The sequence below is a fragment of the Streptococcus sp. 2022WUSS037 genome (assembly GCF_044427225.1).
Taxonomy (GTDB): domain Bacteria; phylum Bacillota; class Bacilli; order Lactobacillales; family Streptococcaceae; genus Streptococcus.
On record NZ_JAOTGJ010000013.1, the window covers coordinates 39,196 to 53,313 of the forward strand.

A 14,118-nucleotide genomic window follows, 5' to 3' on the forward strand; every position below is an offset into this window, starting at 1 on the left:
AAATGGTTACTCGATGATCTTGATACTAGTCTAGGAAACGAAGCCGCAGATTATACTTGAGTATATGCAGACAGCTTCCCTCCCTAAAGTATTAAAAATTAAAAACATCATTCAAATTCTCAGCCATAGTTGGATGTGTGAAAATCTGTGTTTTGAAGTAGGTATAAGGAATCTTATTGTCAATCGCCATGGCAATCAAGTTAATCAGCTCCTCTGAATTGCGACCAAAGAGAGTTGCACCCAGAACAAGCTTGCTTTCCTTATCCACGATAACCTTGAAAATACCTTTGAGGTCATTATTGACATGGGCACGTGGCATATTGGCAACAGGCAGTTCATTGGCAATGTAGTCGTAACCTGCTTCCTTGGCTTCCTTCTCGGTCAGACCGACACGAGAAAGCACAGGCGTGATAAAGACGCTAGTTGGAATAGACTTACGTTGGCTCAAGCTATAAGTTCCTGTTCCAGTCAACTTGCCGAAGACGATACGGAAGTCGTCTAGGGATGTGTAAGTGAATTGTGGACCGCCATTGACATCGCCCACTGCATAGACACCTGGAACTGTCGTTTCGCAGTAGTCATCCACCTTAACAGCACCATTTTCCAAAAGCTCAATCGCTGTATTTTCCAAGCCCAAGTCAGCAGTGTTTGGCACCCGACCTGTCGCATAGAGGACAGCGTCAAAGACTGCCGTTTCACCATTGACCGTCACTGCGACCTGCTCACCCGCAGCTGCTACTTGCTCGATTTTTGCACCCAAGACGAAGGTCACACCAGCTTCTTCCATATACCCCTTGGCTAACTTAGCCACCACTTCCTCTTCTCTTGGTAAAATAGCAGAGCTGGCTTCATATACCGTCACCTGACTACCGAGTTTGCTGTAGAGTCCAGCAAATTCCAGTCCAATATTGCCTCCACCGATAATAGCCAACTTGTCAGGACGAGTTTCCAAGTTCTGAATACCTGTACTATCATACACGTGAGCTGTATCCAACAAACCTGGAATTGGAAGCACGCGCGACTTAGCACCTGTATTGATGACAATCGTTTCCGCAGTTAGTTGGATGGATTCCTCACCAGCTGACACTTCCACAACCTTATCCGCCACAAACCGCGCGTGTCCTTGATACAAACTAGCACCGCTGCCTTTCAAGACTGCCTCGTTTTTATTTCGCAAGCGAGTAGTGACGGTTTCTTTTTGCTCCATAACCTGCTCAAAAGTCCAGTTTTTATCTGCAGCTACCAAGAGAGTCTTGGTTGGAATACAGCCGATATTGATACAAGTCCCGCCAAACATAGCAGGATTTTCCTCAACCAAGGCAACCTTCTTCCCAGCTGCTGATAGCTTACCTGCCAAGGTCTTTCCTGCCTTACCAAAGCCGATGACTAACAAATCAAATTGTTCCATAAGATACTCCTTTTAATGTTTTCAATCTTAGTCTATCAAAAAAGATTTTTTTTGGCATAATTCTGCTACGGATGACAAAAATCCCTTGAAAATAAGGAATTTCATGTCTTAAAACCGAATGACAAACCGCATGGTATGATGATCAAGCGGGAAAAAGTCATAGGAAAACTGGTGACTGTCCAAAATCTGCTTAACCAGGTAGAGTCCAATCCCTGTCCCTCCGTCCTCCTTGCTGCGACTGTAATCTGGTCGGTAGAAAGGCTGGAAGACTTGATCAAGTTCTTCTTGGCTGAGCAAATAAGAAACCTGATTGTCTAGTAAAAGCTGATTGGCCTGAAGTTTGAGTTTGATGTTTGCCTGCGGACTGGCATAACGAAAGGCGTTGTCTAGGATATTTTTTAGAGCCTTGGTCAGGTAGATCAGATTCCCATGAATAAAGACTTCTTCCAAGTCAGTTTGAAACTGATAACCTTCTAACAGTGCCCAGTCAACATAGGAAGGCAGGATTTCTTCAAGCAGACGATGAAGGGCAATTTCTTCTCCCTTGTTTTTTATAGCCATATCCACTGTGGTAGCTTCTAAGATAGACTGAACGAGGGTTGCTTGTTCAGCTAGGATATCACGACACTTGGCTAGGTAGGTCTGATGGTCCTTGAAATCCCCGACATTATAGAGCATCCCCTCAACCAGACCAGTCATGCTGGCAATGGGCGTTTTGAGTTCATGCGAGGTCATACGGAGAAAGTCAGACTTCTCCTTCTCACGCACCAGGCTACGCTCGTTTTCTTCCCGCAACTCTTCTATGCTGCTCTGCAATTTTCCATAAAGATGATTGATGTCCAGGGCCAAGGTTGCAATCTCATCACGACCCGTCACTTGACAGGCCAGACCTGCTTGTAAGCTCTGCATTTGCCGTGTCGTCGCAGAGAGGTGGGCAATCCTACGAGTTGAGAAGCGGCTGTAAATAAAGGCCGAGGTCACGGCTAGGGCAATAATCAAGAGGAGCACAAAGGGATAGAAGGTCAAGAGGGTTTGACTGACTCCTGATAGGGTATAAAAACCATATTCGGCTGTAAGAACCAACTCCTTACCTTCTTTTGTAGTAATAAGAGCCGACCAAGAACCAATCTCATCGTACTGGCCTTGCTCCAGATAACTGCTTCCCCGCTCCTGACTGCTCTCTTCCTGAGAAGGATAGATAATCTCCTGATTGGCAGAATAGAGGGTCAAAAGTAGGTCGGGGGAATCTTGGTCGTAGGCGGTCAAACTGGCAATAATCCTTGTCTGGTCCTGACCTTCTAGAGATGTAAGAACTTGGTTATATTCCTGTCTGAGCTGGTCCTTCTTAGCCTGATTATAGTAGATAGGCATGGCATAGTAGAGCAGGCCAAGCAAGATAAGTGAGGTCAGGCTGACCATTAGGGTTACGATGAGGAATTGTTTTTTGGCTAGTTTCATCTTATTTCTCCAACTGATAGCCACGGCCAATGACCGTTTTTAGGGGAAGGTCTGGTAATTTCTTGCGTAGATTTTTGATGTGGTTGTCTAGGACACGACTATCCAACTCTGTATAGCCCCAGATATCTAACATCAGGCCGTCTCGACCGACAATCTGGCCCTTGTGCTTGATCAGATAGTGTAGAATGGCATACTCCTTCTGGGTCAAGGAAACCAGCTTGCCCTGGTCATAAACCATACCTGTTTTTTCAGATAGGCTGATGTTCCCCACCACCAGTTGATCCGTCTGACATTCCTGACGGAGAATATTCTCAACCCGTTTCATCAGAATAAGGGGAGAAAAGGGTTTGGTAACATAGTCGCTAATCTGCTGATTAAAAGACAGAAGCTGGGTGCACTCATCTCCCAAGGCTGTCAGCATGAGAATAGGAATTGCGGAAGTTTTCCGAACTTCCTGCAAGACTTCCAAGCCTGTCATCTCGGGAACCATGATGTCTAGAATAAGGAGGTCAAACTGGCTCTCTTGGCTGGCTTGATAAGCTATTCTGCCATTGACAAAACTCAAGACCTCGTGTCCCTCTTCCTTCAAAAATTCACAGACAACCTGATTGATAACAGGGTCATCTTCTAGTACCAAAATGCGTGCCATACTTGCTCCCTTTTCTTTCTCTTCCTCTCTCCATTATAGGCTTATTTGTCCGAGGGCTCAACTAATTTTTGACAATCGCTGCAAAAAACAGATAAAAAACAGATGACGGGTAGGGTGAGAATAGTTGGTTCTGCTAAACTGAGTATAGAAACTAGAAAGGATACTTATGTTAAAAGAAAAGAAGAAGGATATTTCTCCAGTGGATTTGCTAGTTGTGGCTGTGATTTTATTCGGAGAGGGAATCATCAACTCGACCTTACAGTGTATCGGCCTTTTCACCCAACAAACCAGCCTGGCGGAGAATTTGACCTTTACAGCTCTAGACAATATCAAGGCCTTGCTGATCCAGTTGGTCTGGCTTGGCTTAGCCCTCGCCTATCTTATCTGGCGGAAGGTGGATTTGTTTCAATTGAAAAAACACATTTTCTGGACACCTTGGGTTCCCCTACAGGCTCTAGTAATTTTCGGATTGGCGGCTCTTTCTATGGACCTGTTTCACTTGCTGACTTATCAATTGACAAGTCCAGTCACGCCCTCCATGTTCAGCCTTTTTCCAAATATAGACATCACCCTACTAGCCTACTCTCTCCTCAACGGCTTTTACGAGGAAATCTTTTTTCTTGGGCTATGCTTTATGGTCAAACCAGAGGCTAGGAAGTGGATTCTTCCCTTCTCGCTCCTGATTCGGTCTAGTTTTCATACCTACCAAGGTCTGGTAGCTGGAATTGGGCTTGGCTTGATTGTGGGGCTTCTCTTTCATTTTCTCTATCAAAAACTCCAGCCCCGCAATCTTCTCCCCTTCTTTTTAGCTCATAGTCTGGCTGATGTCATTGGTCTGACAGTCTTGTCTTATCTTCTTTACTAAGCATACGAAAGGAATCTTATGAAACACCTATGGAATACCTATAAAAGTCAATTTGCCCTTATTCTTGCCAGCCTTGGTTTTGTCAGTGGTTGCAAGATGATTTTTGATGAACTGGCAAAGCCGAATGGCATGGAAGAAAAATATCCTCTCTTTCTACTAACCATTTCACTGGTAGCCCTCTATCTCCTTCCCTTACTGGTCCTCATCCGTCACTTAGAAAAGCGCTATGCTATTTCCCAAAAAGTCAGTCATTTGAGTTGGCTTTTGGGGCTGACTGCTGGAGTGGCATTTTCAGATTATGGTCACACTGCTATCGGCTACTTTTTGCTAGAGATTGTTAAGGTCAGTGATGATTTTCGTTATGACTGGGGGGCTGCTGTTTCAGCACCATTTGCGGAAGAGTTTGGGAAGGGCTTGGTTGTCCTCTTGGTTTTGCTGATTGCGAGAAAAATGACTGTAAAAGATGCCTTGGTCAGCGGTATGATTGCAGGTCTTAGTTTCCAGCTTGTTGAAGACATCATGTTTACCTTCCGCGATATGTTCATTGGCAAACTAGATGGTTTTGAAACCATTATCGGTCGAGTTGGGCAGGCTGGCTGGACCCACTGGGTATTTACCCTACTCTTTGCGGTTGGTCTAGTTGCTCTGCTTGGTCAGGAGAAAAGTCTATCCAAAGCCCAAGGAGCGTTCTGGCTCCTTGCCAGTCTAGGCCTACATTTCTTCTTCAATTCGCCTTTGAATACTGGCTTTATGACATCACTGCTTCCGCTGGCTAGTATCCTACTGGGCCTAGTTGCCTACCGACAAGTCGATAAAGCATAGAAAAATCCGCTCAACCGAGCGGATTTTGTCTTTTCTAAAATAGACCAATCGCAGTTCCATCTTCTGCCACGTCCATATTGAGGGCAGCAGGAGCTTTTGGCAAACCAGGCATGGTCATGACATCTCCAGTCAAGGCAACGATAAAGCCTGCACCTAATTTTGGCACAAATTCACGAACTGTAATGTCAAAGTCTGTCGGTACACCAAGGGCAAACTGATCATCTGAGAAGCTATATTGGGTCTTGGCCATGCAGACTGGCAACTTGTCCCAACCATTCTTAGCAAATTCAGCCAACTGGTTACGAGCCTTCTTCTCAAAGACAACTCCTCTACCGCCGTAGATTTGTGTAACAATCTTAGTCACTTTCTCTTCCAAGCTATCTTCAGCCTTGTAGAGACATTGGTAATTGGCTACATTATTTTCAATAGTAGCAACAACTGTTTCAGCCAGTTCAACACCACCATCAGCGCCATTTGCCCAAACACTTGCCAACTCGACAGGTACGCCAATTTCTGCGCAAAGTTCTTTCAAAGTAGCAATTTCATCAGCTGTGTCTGAAACAAATTCGTTGATAGCAACAACTGCTGGAATACCATACTTCTGGATATTTTCCACGTGACGTTTGAGGTTGGCAAAACCAGCTTTGACTGCCTCTACATTTTCAACAGAAAGTTCTGTCTTAGCCACTCCGCCGTGCATTTTAAGGGCACGCAGGGTCGCTACAATCACCACAGCATCAGGTGCTTTTGGAAGATTTGGAACCTTGATATCTAGAAACTTCTCTGCTCCAAGGTCAGCCCCGAAGCCTGCTTCTGTTACGGTATAGTCGGCCAATCGCAGAGCTGTTGTTGTTGCCAGGACTGAGTTACAGCCATGAGCAATGTTAGCAAATGGACCGCCATGGACAAAGGCTGGCGTGCCATAGATGGTTTGGACAAGGTTTGGTTTGATAGCATCCTTCAAAATAAGGGTCAAGGCACCTTCCACCGCCAAATCATGTACATAGACAGGACTACGGTCGAAACGATAACCGATAACGATATTGGCCAAACGCTCTTTCAAGTCATTGATGTCTGTCGCCAAACACAAAATTGCCATGATTTCAGAAGCGACCGTGATGTCAAAACCATCTTCACGTGGAATACCATTGAGCGGACCACCCAAGCCAACTGTTACCTTACGAAGAGCACGGTCGTTAAGGTCTACAACCCGTTTCCAAATGATACGGCGTTGGTCAATACCGACTGCATTTCCTTGGTGGATATGGTTATCAATCAAGGCTGAAAGAGCATTGTTTGCCGTGGTAATGGCATGCATGTCGCCTGTAAAATGCAGGTTAATATCTTCCATAGGTAGGACCTGGGCAAAACCACCTCCAGCAGCTCCACCCTTGATCCCCATAACAGGACCCAAAGATGGCTCGCGGAGGGCAATCATGGTTTTCTTGCCAATTTTAGACAAAGCATCCGCCAAACCGATGGTAATAGTCGACTTACCTTCACCAGCAGGTGTTGGGTTGATAGCAGTCACCAAAATTAGTTTACCTAGTTCATTGTCTTTCACTGCATTGATCTTATCAAAAGATAATTTTGCCTTATATTTTCCATAGAGTTCAATATCATCAAATCTGATACCGACTTTTTCAACGATTTCTGTGATAGGTTTCAAGGTCACACTTTGTGCAATTTCAATATCTGTTTTCATGAGAGCTCCTAAATTCCTTATTTTTCATAAACATTATACCATATAAAAACTATTTTTCGCATATTATCTATATTTTTCCAACAAAATGTACGGATTTAAATGTGTGACAGTGCAAAAAATCCTCTACTAAAAAACAAACTAGATAGTTTTGCCACTCTTTGTGAAAACACCTTCTCAGAAACTTTACGAAAAATAGAAATTCTAGTAAAATATGAACATGAAACTATTGATTACATCAGGCGGAACAAGCGAAGCTATCGATCAAGTCCGCGCTATTACAAACCATGCTTCTGGAAATCTTGGAAAAATCATTGCCGAACAAGCCTTGAAACGTGGTCATGAAGTTACTCTTGTGACTACAAGACAGGCTGTTAAACCAAATTCTCAGAAGAATTTAACCATTATCGAAATCACAAATGTTGATAGTTTGAAAGAAACATTAGAACCTTTAGTCAAAACCCATCAGGCCCTGATTCATAGCATGGCTGTATCCGATTATACACCTGTTTATATGACTGGTTTAGATGAACTAAGAGCAACTGAAGATATCTCTAGTCTACTAAAAAAACAGAATACAGAAAGTAAGATTTCATCCAAGGATGACTACCAGGTCCTTTTCCTCAAGAAAACACCCAAGGTCATTTCCTATGTAAAGAAATGGAATCCAGCTATCCAATTAATCGGCTTTAAGCTCTTAGTAGATGTTCCAAAGGAAGAACTATTTGCAGTTGCTCGCCAAAGTATTGAACGCAATGGTGCAGACTATATTGTGGCCAATGACTTGACAGATATCAAGGGCAACCAACATATCGCCTATTTGGTGGATAAGACTTCTGAAATTCAGGCAACTACAAAAAAAGAAATTGCCCAGCTGATTTTGGAAACCTTGGAAAAAGGAGAATCAAATGGCTAATATTACTCTTGCCGTTACTGGCTCTATTTCTGCCTATAAGGCAGCAGACCTGACTAGTCAATTGACAAAACTAGGGCACCAGGTTACTGTCCTCATGAGTCGCTCTGCTATGGACTTTATAATGCCCTTAACTTTCCAATCACTGTCAAAAAATCTGGTCCACACAGATGTCATGTTAGAAGAAAATCCTAACTCTATCAAGCATATCGATATTGCCAAAGAAACAGACTTATTTTTACTTGCCCCTGCTTCTGCCAATACCATCGCGAAATTGGCACATGGTTTTGCAGATAATATGGTTACCGCAACAGCTCTGGCTCTACCTCTTGGGACCAAAAAACTAGTTGCCCCTGCTATGAATACCAATATGTACCTAAATCCTGCTACACAGAAAAATCTCAAAACCCTTTCGGAATACGGCTTTGAGGAAATCAAACCGCGCGAAGCCCTGCTTGCTTGCGGCGACTTTGGTACAGGTGCTCTGGCCGAGGTTGATGTGATTCTTAATAAAGTTATGGAGGTTCTAAATGAAAACAAATAAATCCAGGGACGTTGCGACTCTTGCAATATTTCTAACAATCATGATTGTCATTGAAGTGGTCAGTCAGATGATTTTTGCTAATTTTATCTTGCCAATAAAACCGACTATTACCCATATTCCCATCATCATCGCTTCCATTCTTTACGGTCCACGCTTGGGGGCACAACTGGGTGGTTTTATGGGAATAATGAGTATCATCCGCAATAGCATAATCCTTTCACCGATGAGTTATGTTTTCTCGCCTTTCGTAGAACATGGAAACTTCAATTCTATCCTGATTGCCTTAGTTCCACGTATTTTAATCGGAGTTACACCATATTTTGTTTACAAATTGATGAAAAACAAAAAGGGTCTCCTACTAGCAGGTCTTACTGGTACCTTGACAAATACAATTTTTGTCTTGACTGGTATCTTCTTCCTATTTTCTAATGTATATGCTGGGGATATAAAATTGCTACTAGCTAGTATCGTCTCATTCAATTCTATTGCAGAATTAACCATCTCCGGTCTCTTAACCATAGCTATTGTTCCAGTTTTACAGAAAGTTCAAAAATAAATATCAGAAAATCACGTGAAAGCGTGATTTTTCTTTTCAAACATGGTATAATGAAAGCGTTTAATAGAAAAATTTTTAAGGAGATATGAGATGACTTATCAAGAAACCTATCAAACATGGCTCGACTTTGCGGACCTTCCAGATTACTTGCGTGAAGAATTAGTCGCAATGGATGAAAAAACAAAAGAAGATGCCTTCTATACAAATCTTGAATTTGGTACAGCTGGTATGCGTGGCTACATTGGTGCTGGTACCAACCGCATCAACGTATTCGTCGTTCGTCAAGCTACTGAAGGTTTGGCAAAATTGGTAGAATCAAAAGGTGAAGAAGCTAAAAAACGTGGTGTTGCCATCGCTTACGACTCACGTCACTTCTCGCCAGAATTTGCCTTTGAATCAGCTCAAGTTTTGGCAGCGCATGGTATCAAATCTTATGTATTTGAAAGCCTTCGTCCAACTCCTGAGTTGTCATTTGCTGTGCGCCATTACAATGCCATCGCAGGTATCATGGTGACTGCCAGCCACAACCCGAAAGAATTTAACGGCTACAAGGTTTACGGTGAAGACGGTGGACAAATGCCACCAGCTGATGCAGATGCATTGACCAACTTCATCCGTGCCATCGACAATCCATTTGCAGTTGAATTGGCTGACCTTGAAGCTAGTAAGGAAAATGGCTTGATTACAGTTCTTGGCGAAGAAACTGACGTTAAATATCTTGAAGAACTCAAAGACCTCAACATCAACCCTGAACTGATTGCTGAATACGGTAAAGACATGAAGATTGTCTACACTCCGCTTCATGGTACGGGTGAAATGTTGGCTCGTCGTGCCCTTGCACAAGCTGGTTTTGAATCTGTTCAAGTTGTGGAAGCACAAGCAACTGCTGACCCTGACTTCTCTACTGTCGCTTCACCAAACCCAGAAAGCCAAGCTGCTTTTGCCCTTGCGGAAGAATTGGGACGTGAAGTCGGTGCAGATGTCCTTCTTGCAACTGACCCAGATGCTGACCGTGTTGGTGTTGAAGTTCGTCAAGCAGACGGTTCTTACTGGAACCTCTCTGGTAACCAAATCGGTGCTATCATTGCTAAGTACATCCTTGAAGCCCACAAGCAAGCTGGTACACTTCCTGCAAATGCTGCTCTTGCTAAGTCAATCGTATCCACTGAGTTAGTAACTAAGATTGCTGAAAGCTACGGTGCTACCATGTTCAACGTCTTGACTGGTTTCAAATTTATCGCTGAGAAAATCCAAGAGTTCGAAGAAAAACACAACCACACTTACATGTTTGGTTTTGAAGAAAGCTTCGGCTACCTCATCAAACCATTCGTACGTGACAAGGATGCTATCCAAGCTGTGCTTATGGTTGCTGAAATTGCTGCCTACTACCGTTCACGTGGCATGACCTTGGCTGACGGTATCGATGAAATCTTCAAAGAATATGGCTACTTTGCTGAGAAAACAATCTCTGTTACCCTTTCTGGTAAAGACGGTGCAGAGCAAATCAAGGCAATCATGGCTAAATTCCGCGATAACTCACCAGCACAATTTAACTCTACTGATATCGCAGTCTTTGAAGACTTTGCCCTTCAAACTAAGACAGACAAAGATGGAAACGTTGAAAAACTCACTACTCCTCCATCAGATGTCTTGAAATACACCTTGGCAGATGATTCTTGGTTTGCCGTTCGTCCGTCAGGAACAGAACCAAAAATCAAATTCTACATCGCAACGGTTGGTGAAACCCTTGCTGAAGCAGAAGAAAAAATCGCCAACATCGAAAAAGAAATCAACGAGTTTGTTGGATAATCATTGAAAACCAAAAAAGAGTCGCTATTGCGGCTCTTTTCTTTCTTAACTATGCGTATAGATTTTCTCGAACATAAATATACAAATATATAAATGATGCAGATAATACCTAATTTTCAAAACTTGTAAAGTAGTTATACAAGAATAACAGAGGTTACATTTTTATCTAATTAGAGAAAATGGGTACTTCTCCTATGGAATCCTTTCGTTTAAAGTTTTCTAGTCCTTTACAAGCAGAACAACACACTCCACGTGATGCGTATTTGGGAGTTCCAAGGTCCTGTGGACCTTGGAAGCAGCTTGCCCAAAAATGAGAGAGCAAGCTGGACAATCTAGTTGTGTTTTTCCAATAAACTCACAACTTCTATGTGATGAGTGTTTGGGAGTTCAAAGGTCCGGTGGACCTTGGAAGCAGCTTGCCCAAAAATGAGAAAGCAAGCTGGACAATCTAGTTGCGTTTTTCCAACAAACCAAATACTTCCACGTGCTCATTATTGTCCAAACTAATTTCCAAATCCTTTTCAATAATAGGAAGTTTGAATATTATAGATTTTACCCATCTTCCACTATCATTTTTCTCATCTCGAATCACAACTTTCTCAATTAGTAATTGACAAAATCGTTTCTTGTCGATATCTTCCATTACTGCTAATAGAGTTTCAAACTTTAATAAGATGCTATGAACATTAAAAAGTGCAGATCAATTCTGCACTTTTTAATTTATTTAATTACTCAATCATTCCAAACCAACTTAACGCATCGATGATAGCTTGTTCTTTTTTGGGTGGACAATTTGGAACTCTTTGATTTTCTTTCTTAGAGTGATTGTAATTCTCGCGCTCAATTATTCCAAGTTTTCTTTTTACTTGAGCAATGTTAAAGGTAGATACTTTTAATTCAAATTTTCTAAAGACATAATCTTTGATTTCTGAATAAGTGGCTTCCTTCTTGGCAGAAATATCTTTAAGGTCGTCTTCATTGATTTCAAGATCAATATGATGGTTGATATCTCACTTGGACAATTTAACAACCGTTTCCACATGAAACGAGTGAACACCAAGTATGTCAAGTAGTTACGTTCGTATGTGGAAACATATCCACATACTTTTTAACGATAGCATAAGGTTATCGTTAAAAGGTAGTACCTAGACAAACTGAGAGTTATCTATGTTTTTATGGTTTTGAAAAAAATAGTAAATATACTCCAAATACAAACTTGATTGCTGCATCAATATATGCAACTAACACCAATGAAATATCAGTAAAAATATAAGCTACAGCAATATTAATAGTACAAATAATCCCCAAATATATCATTGATTTTCCATGTACAAAATAATATGGAAAAAAATGCAAAGCTGTCGCCATTAATGCACCCAGCCAAATTAATCGCCAATCCTCAGTTGCAAAAAAAGGTCCCCCTAAGAAAACCATTAACACGAATAATAAAATAATCGCATACAGAGAAACTTTATCTTGAAATTTACTCGACGAACCGTTGGATAGTTTATTCAACACCTTTTTATTCATATTTATTGAGAAAAAACTGATAACATATCCAATGCAAAAGACTTGCATATTGATGATTTGTTTTCCTCCTATTAAAGTTGCCAATGAAATAATCACCGCTACTACAATTAACCATAAACCACAGGCTCTCTTATAATTAAATTCCAACTTTTCATCTTTACTATAATTTAAAAAAAACATAAATACCTCCCTAAGATTTCTAATTTCTCTTTGCTTAAAAATTAACCCCATTATATAAACTCTTTAGCAAACTTTGCGACAAGTTCATGTTCAAGTGCAGTTGCTAAGGTTTCTACATTTTTCCTGAATCACTTCACCTTGAATTGCATCAAAAACCACATTATTCTCTGTTACTTCATCTGGTGTATCAATTACCTGTGGGCGTATTTCAAAGTGATGTTAAGCATAATCATCAGATTCCTGATATACATACTCTACATACTCTACTAACTCTTCTAGAATTTTCTCATTTTCTTCTGCGACTTCTAATAAAGGAACTGGAACTCTCAATTCTTTTATCGTTTGGTTTCTAAGCGTCTACAGGAATAGCCCAATATGAGCCAAACTTTGTGGCACCAGGTATACGTCCATCCGTGCAAAGAACCTGTATTCTTCTAACTATAATACCCATTTTTCTTATGTTTGCTTTATTGATAAATATTCCATCATAATCTCTCCGTAAATAACTTTACAGCTACACTCGTTAGTAATAATATATTCTAAATGGCAATTTGTCAACACCTTTTTGTGAAAAATTTTTTTATTAATTTGGGTATTAATTTTTTACATTTTTTGCTATTGTTCGGAAAAACATTGTTCCGTACTTCTCCATCACGAAATTTCTTCCCGTAAGAAATCTGGGGTTTCTTTTCTTCTGATACTTTCCAATCTATTATTCTATCCAATTTTAGGGTCATATACGACTCAAACGTCAAGTTAAATGCCACAACATAAAAATAATGTACATCATAGTATAGGGATACAGGAAGAATCGTATGTTGTTTTTCAGTATTATAAGGCGATTGATATCGAATATCTAGAACTTGCTCTTTTCGTATCATTTCTGACCATTCCCAGATTTTATCAATTCTATTTTGAGTATCTGACAATGGCGCATAATTTAGTAGTTCGCTCGCAATAATTTGAGAAACCTCTTTTTGTTCCTCTTTAGAAATTAAAGCTAACAAACTATCGATTAGAGACTTATTTTCCTCTTTGTTCAAAGAACGGTTTTCTAATAAAATCTTTGATATTACCAAAATATCCTTTTTATTAAATAATGATTTCCCTTTTAGGTAACGGGTATGGTATTTCGCATCATAGGCAAGCTACGCTGCAACTATAGGCTGAGATTCCAAGTAATGACCTAATAGAGAAAAATCTCTCGGTATTGTTTTTTCACTAACTCCAAACTCATCGGCTAACTGTAACTTAGAAAGATGAGCACCTGATTGTAACCGTAAAAATATTGTTAATAAGCGTTCTTGAGCGTTCATATTTACCTCAATTCTAAAAAAATTATAACATCTTTAACAGTTTATATTCAATTGTTACCACTATTTCCATAGCAACTATTTAGACGATTTGGAAAGGTGGGGACGTTTCTATTCCCACAAACCCCTTATCAATGGAAATAAACACATACCCACAGGGTAAATGGAAATAGATTTTGATAATTTCTAGCTATCACTTCTACTCCTTCTAAAAATTCCCCACTCTGATACTTCCCCACCACAATCGAGTAGGGACTAATTTCTAGTCCCTCTCACACCACCGTGCGTGCCGTTCGGCACACGGCGGTTCAACTAACTTTTAACGCATGTCGTTTTAGATAATAATCTAGGCAAGAAACCAGTCCACGT

The 14,118-nt window shown here is 41.0% G+C and carries 12 protein-coding genes and 1 pseudogene; 6 read left to right on the plus strand and 7 right to left on the minus strand.

The window, feature by feature from the left end; translation table 11 throughout:
* Positions 1–91 precede the first annotated feature (91 nt).
* From ODU55_RS06375 to ODU55_RS06385, 3 genes are all read right to left on the minus strand, one after another.
* The gene (locus ODU55_RS06375; RefSeq protein ID WP_398582298.1) at positions 92–1,408 is read right to left on the minus strand and encodes an FAD-containing oxidoreductase; all 1,317 of its coding nucleotides are present in this window, start codon (positions 1,406–1,408) and stop codon (positions 92–94) included.
* A 108-nt stretch (positions 1,409–1,516) separates the two neighbouring features.
* A complete protein-coding gene (locus ODU55_RS06380; RefSeq protein WP_398582299.1) occupies positions 1,517–2,866 on the minus strand; it encodes an ATP-binding protein in 1,350 nt (449 codons plus the stop codon).
* Position 2,867: 1 nt separating this feature from the next.
* Positions 2,868–3,515: a response regulator transcription factor gene (locus ODU55_RS06385; protein ID WP_398582300.1), complete on the minus strand. Its 648-nt coding sequence runs from the start codon at positions 3,513–3,515 to the stop codon at positions 2,868–2,870.
* Positions 3,516–3,681: 166 nt separating this feature from the next.
* On the opposite strand from ODU55_RS06385, the gene ODU55_RS06390 reads away from it, so the two are divergent.
* Positions 3,682–4,380, plus strand: coding sequence for a type II CAAX prenyl endopeptidase Rce1 family protein (locus tag ODU55_RS06390; protein WP_398582301.1), 699 nt, complete (start codon positions 3,682–3,684; stop codon positions 4,378–4,380).
* An 18-nt stretch (positions 4,381–4,398) separates the two neighbouring features.
* Entirely contained in the window at positions 4,399–5,202 is an 804-nt protein-coding gene (locus ODU55_RS06395; protein WP_398582302.1) for a PrsW family glutamic-type intramembrane protease, read from the plus strand.
* A 34-nt stretch (positions 5,203–5,236) separates the two neighbouring features.
* On the opposite strand, the gene ODU55_RS06400 is transcribed toward ODU55_RS06395, so the two are convergent.
* Positions 5,237–6,907 (minus strand): formate--tetrahydrofolate ligase, encoded by a 1,671-nt coding sequence (locus ODU55_RS06400; RefSeq protein ID WP_398582303.1) that lies wholly within the window; start codon positions 6,905–6,907, stop codon positions 5,237–5,239.
* Positions 6,908–7,124: 217 nt separating this feature from the next.
* Between ODU55_RS06400 and ODU55_RS06405 the strand changes: the two genes are divergently transcribed.
* The 4 genes from ODU55_RS06405 (at position 7,125) to ODU55_RS06420 (ending at position 10,726) form a co-directional block, all read left to right on the plus strand.
* Complete coding sequence (locus ODU55_RS06405; RefSeq protein WP_398582304.1) at positions 7,125–7,820, plus strand: phosphopantothenate--cysteine ligase; 696 nt, start codon at positions 7,125–7,127, stop codon at positions 7,818–7,820.
* A complete protein-coding gene (coaC, locus tag ODU55_RS06410; protein WP_398582305.1) occupies positions 7,813–8,361 on the plus strand; it encodes a phosphopantothenoylcysteine decarboxylase in 549 nt (182 codons plus the stop codon). Before ODU55_RS06405 ends, coaC begins: the two co-directional genes overlap by 8 nt.
* On the plus strand, positions 8,348–8,917 hold the full coding sequence (locus tag ODU55_RS06415) for an ECF transporter S component (RefSeq protein WP_014638079.1): 570 nt from the start codon (positions 8,348–8,350) through the stop codon (positions 8,915–8,917). The genes coaC and ODU55_RS06415 overlap by 14 nt, the downstream gene beginning before the upstream one ends.
* Before the next feature lie 90 nt (positions 8,918–9,007).
* Positions 9,008–10,726, plus strand: coding sequence for a phospho-sugar mutase (locus ODU55_RS06420; protein ID WP_398582306.1), 1,719 nt, complete (start codon positions 9,008–9,010; stop codon positions 10,724–10,726).
* A gap of 448 nt (positions 10,727–11,174) precedes the next feature.
* Here the strand turns inward: ODU55_RS06420 and ODU55_RS06425 are convergent, their stop codons facing one another.
* From ODU55_RS06425 to ODU55_RS06435, 3 genes and pseudogenes are all read right to left on the minus strand, one after another.
* The gene (locus tag ODU55_RS06425) at positions 11,175–11,369 is read right to left on the minus strand and encodes a hypothetical protein (protein ID WP_398582307.1); all 195 of its coding nucleotides are present in this window, start codon (positions 11,367–11,369) and stop codon (positions 11,175–11,177) included.
* Between the two features lie 530 nt (positions 11,370–11,899).
* Positions 11,900–12,436 (minus strand): DUF6609 family protein, encoded by a 537-nt coding sequence (locus ODU55_RS06430; RefSeq protein ID WP_398582308.1) that lies wholly within the window; start codon positions 12,434–12,436, stop codon positions 11,900–11,902.
* 635 nt (positions 12,437–13,071) lie between these two features.
* Positions 13,072–13,752: pseudogene (locus tag ODU55_RS06435) on the minus strand (helix-turn-helix transcriptional regulator); the annotation flags it as partial.
* Positions 13,753–14,118 lie beyond the last annotated feature (366 nt).

Bases quoted from the DNA above. Each gene is read 5' to 3' on its own strand.
- ODU55_RS06385 (WP_398582300.1), bottom strand. From the start codon at position 3,515: ATGGCACGCATTTTGGTACTAGAAGATGACCCTGTTATCAATCAGGTT.
- ODU55_RS06415 (WP_014638079.1), top strand. From the start codon at position 8,348: ATGAAAACAAATAAATCCAGGGACGTTGCGACTCTTGCAATATTTCTA.
- coaC (WP_398582305.1), top strand. From the start codon at position 7,813: ATGGCTAATATTACTCTTGCCGTTACTGGCTCTATTTCTGCCTATAAG.
- ODU55_RS06375 (WP_398582298.1), bottom strand. From the start codon at position 1,408: ATGGAACAATTTGATTTGTTAGTCATCGGCTTTGGTAAGGCAGGAAAG.
- ODU55_RS06380 (WP_398582299.1), bottom strand. From the start codon at position 2,866: ATGAAACTAGCCAAAAAACAATTCCTCATCGTAACCCTAATGGTCAGC.
- ODU55_RS06420 (WP_398582306.1), top strand. From the start codon at position 9,008: ATGACTTATCAAGAAACCTATCAAACATGGCTCGACTTTGCGGACCTT.
- ODU55_RS06430 (WP_398582308.1), bottom strand. From the start codon at position 12,436: ATGTTTTTTTTAAATTATAGTAAAGATGAAAAGTTGGAATTTAATTAT.
- ODU55_RS06390 (WP_398582301.1), top strand. From the start codon at position 3,682: ATGTTAAAAGAAAAGAAGAAGGATATTTCTCCAGTGGATTTGCTAGTT.
- ODU55_RS06395 (WP_398582302.1), top strand. From the start codon at position 4,399: ATGAAACACCTATGGAATACCTATAAAAGTCAATTTGCCCTTATTCTT.
- ODU55_RS06405 (WP_398582304.1), top strand. From the start codon at position 7,125: ATGAAACTATTGATTACATCAGGCGGAACAAGCGAAGCTATCGATCAA.
- ODU55_RS06425 (WP_398582307.1), bottom strand. From the start codon at position 11,369: ATGGAAGATATCGACAAGAAACGATTTTGTCAATTACTAATTGAGAAA.
- ODU55_RS06400 (WP_398582303.1), bottom strand. From the start codon at position 6,907: ATGAAAACAGATATTGAAATTGCACAAAGTGTGACCTTGAAACCTATC.